Consider the following 9344-nt stretch of genomic DNA (forward strand, 5'->3'; position numbering starts at 1 on the left):
AAGGTTCCCTCAGACTCCCTCCAAAAACTTTTAATGCGACTTGGTTTCCCCCTGTTTTGCCAGGCAAAACAGGGGGAAACCAAGTCGTATTGAAAGTCTTTGAAGGGGGTCTGGGGGAAACTTTCTACAGAAAGTTTCCCCCAGGGTAATTAAGCGCAAAAGCTCTCCTTGAAAGGTTATACTTTTTTTAGTATAGTATGGGGAACGAAAGATACTTCCTGCGAGGGGATGCGACCATGCTGAGATGGACCCAAGACCTTTCCGTGGGCGTGGAAGACATAGACGAGCAGCACAGGGAACTCTTCGATAGGGTGAACAAACTCCTGGACGCGCTCCATCCCGGCAACGGCCGGAGCGAGGTGGCCGGCGTCATCGCCTTCCTCGACGAGTACATCCAGACCCACTTCGACGCCGAGGAAGAGGCCATGGAGCGCACGGGCTACGAGGGTTACGGGGCCCACAAGGCCCAGCACGACGTCTTCAGGAAGGACTTCGCCGACCTGAAGCGGGCCTACGAAAAGGAAAACGCCGCCTTGATGCTCGCCGTCCAGACGCAGGACTGGCTCTGCGACTGGCTCATAAAGCACATAAGCATCTCCGACAGGAGCATGGGCGCTCACCTGAAGTCGAGAGAGCGAAGCCCCTGACCCCCTCTACTCCTCCCAGACCACCACCCTGTTCCTGCCCTCCTCCTTGGCCCGGTACATGGCCTTGTCGGCCTTGCTGACCAGCGTCTCCGCATCTTCGCCGTCCTCTGGATAGCTCGCGATGCCCGCGCTGAATCCCACATCCGCCGCGGGACCGTCGCCGGCGAGGAACTCGTGGCTGTTCACTATGGCCAGCAGCTTCTCCGAGAGCTTGAGCGCCCCGTCCTTGCCTATCTCCGGAGTCACCAGCAGGAATTCTTCTCCGCCGTAACGTCCGAGGATGTCGTTCTTGCGCAGGTGGCGGCCCAGAAGCGCCGAGAAGTCGACAAGGAGCTTGTCGCCCAGGAGGTGCCCGTTACGGTCGTTGAACTCCTTGAAGTAGTCGAGATCGATGAATATGACCGAGAGGAGCCGCCCGTGACGCGATGCGCGGCGGATCTCCTCGGTCAGTCTCCTCAAGATGACCCCCCTGTTGTAGATGCCCGTAAGGTGGTCTATCGTCGCCTGGCGCTTCAGGTCGTGGATGAGCTTCGTCTTCTCGACGGCCTCCACCGACTGGGTTGCGAAGATGTTGAGCAGCAGGATGTCCGAATCCGAAAAGGGCTCCGTGCTCTTCCTGTACACCGTTATGCAGCCGATCGAGGCGTCACGGCTCTTGAGCGGCACCGAGAGGACGGCCCTTATGCCCTCGAGCTTGGCGAGCTCGATGTTTACGCACTCCTTGCACCGGCGGATGTCGGTGGTCATGAAGGTCTTGCCGCTCTTTACGACCCCGCCGACAACACCTTCGCCGAAACGAACGTCAGGCTGATTGAGGAAGCCGTTGGAGAGCCCGTAGCCGGCCTTTATCTCCAGCGTACCCTTCTCTATGTTGAAGACCCTTATGGTGGCCGCCTCGGCGCGCACGAGGCTCACGGCGGTCTTGACGATATAGTCGAGTACGTCCTCGATGCCGTCGAATACGACGACCCGCTCCATTATGAAGTGTATCTTGTTGAGAAGAGAGTCTTCCCTCTCGTCTGCCCTTGCGCCGGTATCGATCATTGGGGTACCTCCTCCCCCGCCCCCGGCCGGTATGGCGGCGGTCCGCTGCTGAACAAAGAAGACCTTTTCGACCGCCGCTGCGCCATGGGCTACAGCTCGGCAATTACGGCCTCGCCCATGGCCCTGCAGCCGACCTTCTCGGTGCCGGGCCGGTAGATGTCGGCCGTGCGGAGTCCACGCCCGAGCACCCGCTCCACCGCCCTCTCTATCCGGTCGGCCTCGGCGGGAAGCTCCAGCGAATAGCGCAGCATCATGGCCGTCGAAAGTATCATGGCAATGGGGTTTGCCGCGTCCTTCCCGGCTATGTCGGGAGCGCTGCCGTGTATGGGCTCGTACATGCCCCGCATGGGGCCGCCCTCCCCGGCCCCGCCGCCGAGCCCGAGACTCGCCGACGGAAGCATCCCTATCGACCCCGTGAGCATGGCCGCCTCGTCGGAGAGTATGTCGCCGAAGGTGTTCTCCGTGACGATTACGTCGAACTGCCGAGGATCGCGCACGAGCTGCATGGCGCAATTGTCCACGTACATGTGGGAGAGCTCCACGTCGGGGTAGTCACGGGCCACCGAGCCCACCACCTTGCGCCACAGCTCGAGCGTCTCGAGCACGTTGGCCTTGTCCACGCTGCAGAGCCTCTTTGAGCGCCCCCGGGCCACCTCGAAGGCCACGCGCGCTATGCGCTCGATCTCCGGCGTCGTGTATACCAGCGTGTTCACGCCCCGTTCCGTGCCGTCGGCGAGCTTCTCAACCCCCTTGGGCTCGCCGAAGTAGAGCCCACCCGTAAGCTCGCGCACCACCATGACGTCTACACCCTCAACGACCTCCCGCCTGAGCGGCGAGGCGTCTATGAGCGCGTCGTAGACCCTTGCGGGCCGAAGGTTCGCAAAGAGACCGAGCTCTTTTCTCAGCGCCAGGAGCGCCCTCTCCGGCCTCACGGCGTAGTCGAGCCCCTCCCACTTCGGTCCGCCCACCGCGCCGAGAAGCACGGCGTCGCTCGAGAGCGCAAGCGAGAGGACCTCGTCGGTCAGCGGCACGCCGTGCGCGTCTATGGACGCTCCGCCAACGAGCCCCTCGCACAGCTCAAATTCCACATCGACCCTTTTTCCGATCTCCTTTAAGACCCCCACGGCCTGGGCCGTTATCTCAGGCCCTATGCCGTCGCCCGCCAGTACGGCGATCCTGTGTCTCTTCACCTGCCGAATCCTCCGAATCCTTGTTCCGCCGCCCCCTCAGGGAGCGCCCTCTACGACGCGCTCCAAGGCGACCTTGAAGAGCTCCACGCCGCTAAGCGGTATGACTACCGTGCTCCGCCGGTCGTTGGATAGCTCCGCTATCTGCACGAACATGCCGCCATCGTTCTCCTTGAGGTCCACGATGATCGTCTTGTGCTCGATGCGCAGCTTCTCGCTGGAGAGCACCCTGCTGACCGCTCCTTCCCTCTTCACGCCGCCCCCTTCTTCCTTATGGACTCGATGAGCCCTCCGGCGGCTATGAGCTCCTGCATGAAGGGAGGCACGGGATTGGCCCTGAACTCCGTCCCCTTCGTCAGGTTCCTGATAATACCGCTGCCGATGGCGACCTCGAGCTCATCGCCCTCGTCCGTGCCCTCCACCGCCTCGGGACACTCCAGGATGGGAAGCCCCATGTTGAAGGAGTTGCGGTAGAATATCCTCGCAAAACTCTTCGCAATGACGCACGACACACCGGCCGCCTTGATGGCGATCGGGGCGTGCTCGCGCGACGAGCCGCAGCCGAAGTTCTTGTCGGCCACTATTATGTCGCCGGGCCTGACCCTGGAGCTGAACTCCGGGTCCTCGTCCTCCATGCAGTGTTTCGCCAGTTCGGCCGGATCCGTAGTGTTGAGATACCGCGCCGGTATGATCCTGTCCGTATCAATGTCCGCCCCGAACTTCCAGACCTTCCCCTTGAACTTCATACACCCCCCTTCTTACTTTCTTTTTGGAAAAAAGAAAGTAAGCAAAGAAAAACGGTTAATCTTCTTGGACTCCAAACCTCGGCCGCACACAAAGCGGCACTCAACCTCCTCCCCCGTACTTACTTTCTTTTTGGAAAAAAGAAAGTAAGCAAAGAAAAACGGTTAGTCTTCTTGGAGTCCAAACCTCGGCCGCACACAAAGCGGCTACTCGGCCTCTTCCCTCGTACTTACTTTTCCTTTTTGTATGTTCGGCGGTCCCCGGAAGGTTCGGGCCGCAAGGGCGTATAAACCCCGTCCGGCGCGGGCCGAACCTTCCGGGGTCCGCCCCCACGCGGCGGCCGCAGTCAGGACACCCCCCTTCAAAGACTTTTGATTCCCTGCGGATCGCCCCGATTTTGCAAACAGAATCGGGGTGATCCGCAGGGCGTTGAAAGTTTTTGGAGGGAGTCTGAGGGAACCTTCTTGTAAAAAGGTTCCCTCAGGGTAATTCACGCCCTGCGGACCGTTATCACCTGGAGCGCCCCGCCTGCGAGGCGTTTTTTGCGAAAGTCCTCGAAGCCGCAGGCGGCAAGCAGCCCCTGCGCGTCCGTATCGAGCCAGGTGTGGACCGTCTCTCCTTCCACGAGCAGGAAAAAGAGCCTCTGTATCGTCCGTCCCGCTCCCTCGGCCCTGTCATAGTCGAAGACAACGAGACGCCCTCCCGGAACGAGCACCCTGTGGGCCTCCCGCAAGACCGCCTCGCGCGCCGCGCCGTCCACTTCGTGGAGCCCCATCGAGACGACGACGGCGTGGAAGCTGCCCGATGCAAAGGGCATAGAGGCGGCGTCCCCCCTTACAAACCGGGCCTTGCCTCCCCTCTTGCGCGCCTTTTCGGCCGCCACGGCGAGCATCCCGCAGCTAAGGTCGAGCCCCACGGCCAGGGCCCCGCGCCCGTCGGCCTCGAGCGTGATGGCGGCGGTGCCGCAGAAAGGCTCGAGCACCTTCCAGCCGTCTACACAGCCGAGCGCCTCGAAGACCGCGCCCCTCAAACGCCTCTCGCCTCCGAAGGGAAGACTCAGTATCCGGACGCCGAGGTCGTAGAACGGAGCGAGCAGACCGTAGAGCCTGTCGTGAAGCATACGGAAGGGTCCGTCAGAAAAAGATCAGACCACGTCTTCGGGGTGCGAGATGCGCCCCGTCACGGCCGAGGCCGCGGCCACCGCCGGGTTGGCGAGGTAGACCTCGCTCTTCACGTCGCCCATGCGGCCCACGAAGTTGCGGTTCGTCGTCGCAACGGCCCGCTCGCCAGCGGCCAGTATGCCCATGTGTCCGCCCAGGCAGGGACCGCAGGTCGGCGGGCTTATGACGCCCCCGGCATCGAGAAAGGTCTTGAAGTAGCCCCTTCTCATGGCCTCGGCGTAGATGTGCGGCGTGGCCGGTATGACGATGAGGCGGACCCGCCTCGCAACGCGCCTCCCCTTCAGGATCGAGGCGGCGACCTTCAGGTCCTCAAGCCTCCCGTTGGTGCACGAGCCGATGACGACCTGGTCGATCCTGACATTACCCACCTCGCGCACGCTCTTCGTGTTCTCCGGCAGATGCGGACAGGCGACAACGGGATCGAGCCCCGATACGTCGTAGCGGCGCACGTCGCAGTACATGGCGTCGGGGTCGCTTGCATAGTAGCGGGGACGGCGCAGCGCCCGGCCCTCCACGTACTCTTCGGTGACCTTGTCGGGCGCTATGATGCCGCTCTTTGCGCCGGCCTCGATGGCCATGTTGCAGAGCGCAAGGCGCGAATCCATGGAGAGCCTTTCCACGGCCCCGCCGGTGAACTCCATGGCCTTGTAGAGCGCGCCGTCCACGCCTATGTCGCCTATTATGTGCAGGATGAGGTCCTTGCCGCTCACCCACTTGCCGGGACGGCCCTCCAGTACGAACTTCATCGACTCGGGCACCTTGAACCAGAGCTCGCCCGTTATCATGGCGGCCGCCAGGTCGGTCGAGCCCACGCCGGTGGAGAAGGCGCCGAGCGCGCCGTAGGTGCACGTGTGGGAGTCGGCGCCGATTACGAGATCACCGGGCACGACGATGCCCTTCTCCGGCAGGAGCGCGTGCTCCACGCCCACGTCGCCCGAGTCGAAGTAGTACTTTATCTTCTGCTCGTCGGCGAACTCCTTGAGTATCTTGCACTGGTTGGCGCTCTTTATGTCCTTGTTGGGAGTGAAATGGTCCGCCACCAGGGCGATGCGGTTGCGGTTGAAGACCTTCTTCGCGCCGGCGCGCCTGAAGGCCTCGATGGCTATGGGAGCCGTGATGTCGTTGCCAAGGGCCATGTCGATCTTCGCGTTGACGAGCTCGCCGGGGGTCACCTCCCTTCTGCCCGTATGCCTGGCGAAGATCTTCTCTGTTATGGTCATCGGTCTCATCGATCTTAACAAGCTCTCCTCTCTCGTATTTTCGGCGACACGGTTCGGCGGCCCTCACCGGCAACGATAGCTCACCCTCTCCGACGAGCCGCGCTTTTTCAGCTCCATCTTGTTTATGGCGTTCACGTAGGCCCTGGCGCTCGCCACTATGATGTCCGTGTGGGCGCCGTGGCCGAGCACCACGTGATCGCCCTCGCCGAGCCGCACCGTTACCTCGCCGAGGGCGTCGGTGCCGCCCGTTATGGCGTTGACCGAGTACTTGAGCAGCTTCGACGACGTGCCCGTTATGGCCGCTATGGTCTTGAAGGCCGCATCCACCGGGCCGTCGCCCTCGCGCCTCTCGGTCACCTCCCTGCCGTCTACCTCGATAGTCACTTCGGCCACGGGCTGGGTCTCGGTGCCGCTCTCCACGTAGAGACGCAGGAACCGGAACTTCTCGACCGGCTCGGCGCGCAGCACCTCGTCCTGAACGATGGCCTCGATGTCCTCGTCGAAGACCTCCTTCTTCTTGTCGGCCAGGACCTTGAAGCGCTCGAAGGCGCGGTTTATGTCCTCGTCGTCGAGCTCGTAACCGAGCTCGACGAGCCTAGTTCTGAAGGCGTGGCGTCCCGAGTGCTTGCCGAGCACGAGCCTGCTCCTGGATATGCCCACCGACTCGGGACGCATTATCTCGTAGGTCGTCTTCTCCTTGAGCAGACCGTCCTGGTGTATGCCCGACTCGTGGGCGAAGGCGTTCTCGCCGACGACGGCCTTGTTGGGCTGGACGGTCATGCCCGTTATCCCGGTTACGAGCCTGCTCGTCGGGTATATCTGCTCGGTGTTGACGGCCGTATCGAGTCCCAGGGCGTCGCGGCGGGTGCGCAGAATCATGACGATCTCCTCGAGCGAGGCGTTCCCAGCCCTCTCGCCTATGCCGTTCACGGTGCACTCCACCTGGCGCGCGCCGTTCACCACGGCCGCAAGGGAGTTGGCCACGGCAAGGCCCAGGTCGTTGTGGCAGTGCACCGAGATGACGGCCCTGTCGATGTTGGGCACCCGCTCGCCCATCTCCCTTATGAGGGCGCCGAACTCGTCGGGCAGGGCGTAACCCACCGTGTCCGGTATGTTCACCGTGGAGGCTCCCGCCTCTATGACCGCCTCCACGACCTCGAAGAGGTAGCTTCTCTCGCTGCGCGAGGCGTCCATGGGCGAAAACTCCACGTCTTCCACGAAACTGCGGGCAAGCTCCACCATTTCGACGGCGCGGCGCAGGGCCTCGTCCCTGCTCATGCGGAACTGGTGCCTCAGGTGGATGTCCGACGTCGATATGAAGGTGTGTATCCTCGGCCGCGCAGCCCCGTCGAGCGCCTCGGCGGCGCTCTTCACGTCTTCCGGCTTGGCCCGCGCAAGGCTGCATATGACCGGCCCCTCCACCTCCAGCGCTATGCGCCGCACGGCCGTGAAGTCGCCGGGCGAGCTGAAGGCGAACCCCGCCTCGATTACGTCGACGCCGAGCTTGGCAAGCTGCTTGGCGACCGTTATCTTCTCCTCAACGTTCATCGAGGCCCCGGGCGACTGTTCGCCGTCGCGCAGCGTCGTATCGAATATCCTGACCATATCACCGCTCATGGCAAGTCTCCCCCTCCGCTTCCCCGGCGGCCCGGAAGCCAGACCTCCCGGCGCCACCGCGCAAACCGCCTCTCTATCCTCTCCCGGTTGTCGAGATACATGGTCACTGGACCGGAGGCTACGTAACCGAGCGTCAGCACGAAGAGCATCACGTGGGGCTCGGCGGCGATGACCACGAAGAGGAATATGAGTCCCACCAGCAGCCTGAAGGGCATGCGGCGCGAGAGGTTCAGTTCCTTGAAGCTGTAATAGCGCACGTTGCTCACCATCAGGAACGCCAGGCAGTAGACCAGTATCAGTATGGTTATGTGCTTTGTCGTCTCGCTCTGGCCCAGGTACGTAAAGAGCAGCACCGTCGAGGCCACGAGCATGGCGGCCGCCGGTACGGGCAGCCCCTTGAAGCGGTTGCTCTCCACCGTCGTTATCTGCACGTTGAAGCGGGCAAGGCGCAGCGCGCCGCACACGACGTACAGGAAGGCCGCGAGCCAGCCGTAACGGCCGAAGGGCCTCAGACCCCAGGTGAAGATGAGCACACCGGGAGCAAGACCGAAGGCCACGAGGTCGGAGAGCGAATCGTACTCGACGCCGAACTTGCTGCTCGTGCCCGTGAGCCTCGCTATCCTGCCGTCGAGACAGTCGAAGACGGCCGAAACGAATATGGCCGCCGCGGCGAGTTTGAAGTTGCCGTCCAGACAGGCCACTATCGAGTAGAAGCCGCCGAAGAGGCTCGCCGAGGTGAGCAGGTTGGGCAGCAGGTATATGCCGCGCTTTATCTTCCTTCTCTTGTTCCTTCTCGATTCCTCGAGCACATTGTCGAGCATCGCTTGAGTCTCCGTCTCCTTACGGCTGCGGCCGCTCTCCGGCGCCGCCGCCCTCCCCCGGACCCTGCGCCCCGGCCGGAGCGAACCTGGCGAGCACCGAGCTCCCGGCCCTCACCTTCTCTCCCCTGCGCACCATGGGCTCCGAGTCGGTGGGAAGGTATACGTCGAGCCTGGAGCCGAACCTTATGAGGCCGAACCTCTCGCCCCTCTTCACCCGCTCGCCCGGAGCGAGGCGGCATACTATGCGCCTTGCTATGAGCCCCGCTATCTGGCAGAAGACATAGCGACGCCCGGCGTCGTCCTCCACGAGCACGTAGTTCTTCTCGTTCTCCTCCGACGCCTTGTCGAGACTGGCGTTGAAGAACCTCCCCGGCCTGTACAGCACCTCAAGCACCCTGCCCGAGGCGGGAACGCGGTTTACGTGGACGTTGAAGACGTTCATGAATATGCTGATCTTCAGCGCCTCGTCCTTGAGCAGCCTCTCTTCCCTCACTCGCTCGAGCCTTATGATCTTCCCGTCGGCGGGACTCACCACAAGGTCCGCCCCCTCGGGCACGACCCTCTCGGGATCCCTGAAGAACCAGCAACAAAAGAGCGCCGCCAGCCCAAACGGCCAGGCAAGCCACGCCAAACCCGCTCCCCAGGCCGCCACGGCCGCAACAGCCGGCGCCGCCACAAAAAGAACCCCCTCGAGGGCTATGGGACTCCTCGCCAATTTCTCTCCTTAATTGCACTGGGGGAAACTTTCTGTAGAAAGTTTCCCCCGGACCCCCTTCAAAGACTTTCAATACGAGTTGGTTTCCCCCTGTTTTGCCAGGCAAAACAGGGGGAAACCAACTCGCGTTAAAAGTTTTTGGAGGGAGTCTGAGGGAACCGTGGGTCT

10 protein-coding genes are annotated in these 9344 nt (G+C 62.5%); 1 reads left to right on the forward strand and 9 read right to left on the reverse strand.

Annotation, left to right across the window (positions count from 1 at the left end; genetic code table 11):
- Nucleotides 1–197 precede the first annotated feature (197 nt).
- Nucleotides 198–647: a bacteriohemerythrin gene (locus ENJ37_07375; protein HHL40309.1), complete on the forward strand. Its 450-nt coding sequence runs from the start codon at nucleotides 198–200 to the stop codon at nucleotides 645–647.
- A 6-nt stretch (nucleotides 648–653) separates the two neighbouring features.
- On the opposite strand, the gene ENJ37_07380 is transcribed toward ENJ37_07375, so the two are convergent.
- The 9 genes from ENJ37_07380 to ENJ37_07420 form a co-directional block, all read right to left on the reverse strand.
- Nucleotides 654–1691: a GGDEF domain-containing protein gene (locus ENJ37_07380; GenBank protein HHL40310.1), complete on the reverse strand. Its 1038-nt coding sequence runs from the start codon at nucleotides 1689–1691 to the stop codon at nucleotides 654–656.
- Between the two features lie 89 nt (nucleotides 1692–1780).
- Nucleotides 1781–2881, reverse strand: coding sequence for a 3-isopropylmalate dehydrogenase (gene leuB / locus ENJ37_07385; GenBank protein HHL40311.1), 1101 nt, complete (start codon nucleotides 2879–2881; stop codon nucleotides 1781–1783).
- A 36-nt stretch (nucleotides 2882–2917) separates the two neighbouring features.
- Nucleotides 2918–3133 (reverse strand): DNA-binding protein, encoded by a 216-nt coding sequence (locus ENJ37_07390; protein ID HHL40312.1) that lies wholly within the window; start codon nucleotides 3131–3133, stop codon nucleotides 2918–2920.
- Nucleotides 3130–3624, reverse strand: a complete 495-nt coding sequence (leuD, locus tag ENJ37_07395) for a 3-isopropylmalate dehydratase small subunit (protein ID HHL40313.1) — start codon at nucleotides 3622–3624, stop codon at nucleotides 3130–3132. The genes ENJ37_07390 and leuD overlap by 4 nt, the downstream gene beginning before the upstream one ends.
- Before the next feature lie 488 nt (nucleotides 3625–4112).
- Nucleotides 4113–4742 carry a methyltransferase domain-containing protein gene (locus ENJ37_07400; GenBank protein HHL40314.1) on the reverse strand — a complete coding sequence of 210 codons (630 nt, stop codon included), beginning with the start codon at nucleotides 4740–4742 and terminating at the stop codon, nucleotides 4113–4115.
- A 24-nt stretch (nucleotides 4743–4766) separates the two neighbouring features.
- On the reverse strand, nucleotides 4767–6023 hold the full coding sequence (gene leuC, locus ENJ37_07405) for a 3-isopropylmalate dehydratase large subunit (GenBank protein ID HHL40315.1): 1257 nt from the start codon (nucleotides 6021–6023) through the stop codon (nucleotides 4767–4769).
- A 63-nt stretch (nucleotides 6024–6086) separates the two neighbouring features.
- Nucleotides 6087–7640 carry a 2-isopropylmalate synthase gene (locus ENJ37_07410; protein HHL40316.1) on the reverse strand — a complete coding sequence of 518 codons (1554 nt, stop codon included), beginning with the start codon at nucleotides 7638–7640 and terminating at the stop codon, nucleotides 6087–6089.
- Complete coding sequence (gene pssA, locus ENJ37_07415; GenBank protein HHL40317.1) at nucleotides 7637–8461, reverse strand: CDP-diacylglycerol--serine O-phosphatidyltransferase; 825 nt, start codon at nucleotides 8459–8461, stop codon at nucleotides 7637–7639. The genes ENJ37_07410 and pssA overlap by 4 nt, the downstream gene beginning before the upstream one ends.
- Nucleotides 8462–8480: 19 nt before the next feature.
- Nucleotides 8481–9176, reverse strand: a complete 696-nt coding sequence (locus ENJ37_07420) for a phosphatidylserine decarboxylase family protein (GenBank protein ID HHL40318.1) — start codon at nucleotides 9174–9176, stop codon at nucleotides 8481–8483.
- Nucleotides 9177–9344 lie beyond the last annotated feature (168 nt).

The organism is Deltaproteobacteria bacterium, assembly GCA_011375175.1.
In the GTDB taxonomy this organism is placed as follows: Bacteria; Desulfobacterota; GWC2-55-46; order GWC2-55-46; family DRME01; genus DRME01.

What these genes read in the sequence shown, in the direction of transcription:
- ENJ37_07375 (HHL40309.1), top strand. Translation starts at nt 198, where the DNA reads ATGGGGAACGAAAGATACTTCCTGCGAGGGGATGCGACCATGCTGAGA.
- ENJ37_07380 (HHL40310.1), bottom strand. Translation starts at nt 1,691, where the DNA reads ATGATCGATACCGGCGCAAGGGCAGACGAGAGGGAAGACTCTCTTCTC.
- leuD (HHL40313.1), bottom strand. Translation starts at nt 3,624, where the DNA reads ATGAAGTTCAAGGGGAAGGTCTGGAAGTTCGGGGCGGACATTGATACG.
- ENJ37_07400 (HHL40314.1), bottom strand. Translation starts at nt 4,742, where the DNA reads ATGCTTCACGACAGGCTCTACGGTCTGCTCGCTCCGTTCTACGACCTC.
- leuC (HHL40315.1), bottom strand. Translation starts at nt 6,023, where the DNA reads ATGACCATAACAGAGAAGATCTTCGCCAGGCATACGGGCAGAAGGGAG.
- ENJ37_07410 (HHL40316.1), bottom strand. Translation starts at nt 7,640, where the DNA reads ATGAGCGGTGATATGGTCAGGATATTCGATACGACGCTGCGCGACGGC.
- pssA (HHL40317.1), bottom strand. Translation starts at nt 8,461, where the DNA reads ATGCTCGACAATGTGCTCGAGGAATCGAGAAGGAACAAGAGAAGGAAG.